Annotated in this window: 1 protein-coding gene; it reads left to right on the forward strand. The window is 64.9% G+C overall.

Features of this window, described 5'->3' with window-relative positions; all coding sequences use genetic code 11:
• On the forward strand, positions 1–510 hold a 510-nt coding region (locus AACW87_RS14595), incomplete at both ends, for a DUF5801 repeats-in-toxin domain-containing protein (protein ID WP_241326817.1).

The raw sequence follows: 510 nt of genomic DNA on the forward strand, positions 1-510 counted from the left end.
GCAAGGTGCTGCTGAGTGCAACCGTGACGGTGGTGGATGGCGACAACGACACCGCGACCGGCACGGTGAGTGCGGACTTGGGCGGCAACATCAGCTTTGAGGACGATGTGCCGAGCGTGACCATCAATGCCGTGGTAGACGGTGGCATTAGCCTGACCACCCAGGATGCACAGACCATCGGTGGGGGCAGTGACACGGCGACCGGCAGCTTTGCGGCGGCGTTCCTGGCGGCGGCGGTGCCGAGCTATGGCGCGGACGGTCCGGGCACCACCACGGTGGGCAGTTACAGCCTGAGCGTGACCGACAGCAACAGCGAGCTGACCAGCAACGGGTTGGCCATCACCCTGACCAAGGTGGGCAGCGACATCGTCGGCTCGACCAGTGAGGGCGAGGTGTTCCGCATCAGCGTGGCGAGCAATGGTACCGTGACGCTGACCCAGTCGGCGGAGCTGGATCATCAGCCGGAGGACGTGGACAACAGCAACGACAACAGCCTCATCAGCCTGGCCA

It is taken from the genome of Aeromonas sp. MR7 (assembly GCF_963899385.1).
Lineage (GTDB): Bacteria > Pseudomonadota > Gammaproteobacteria > Enterobacterales > Aeromonadaceae > Aeromonas > Aeromonas bestiarum.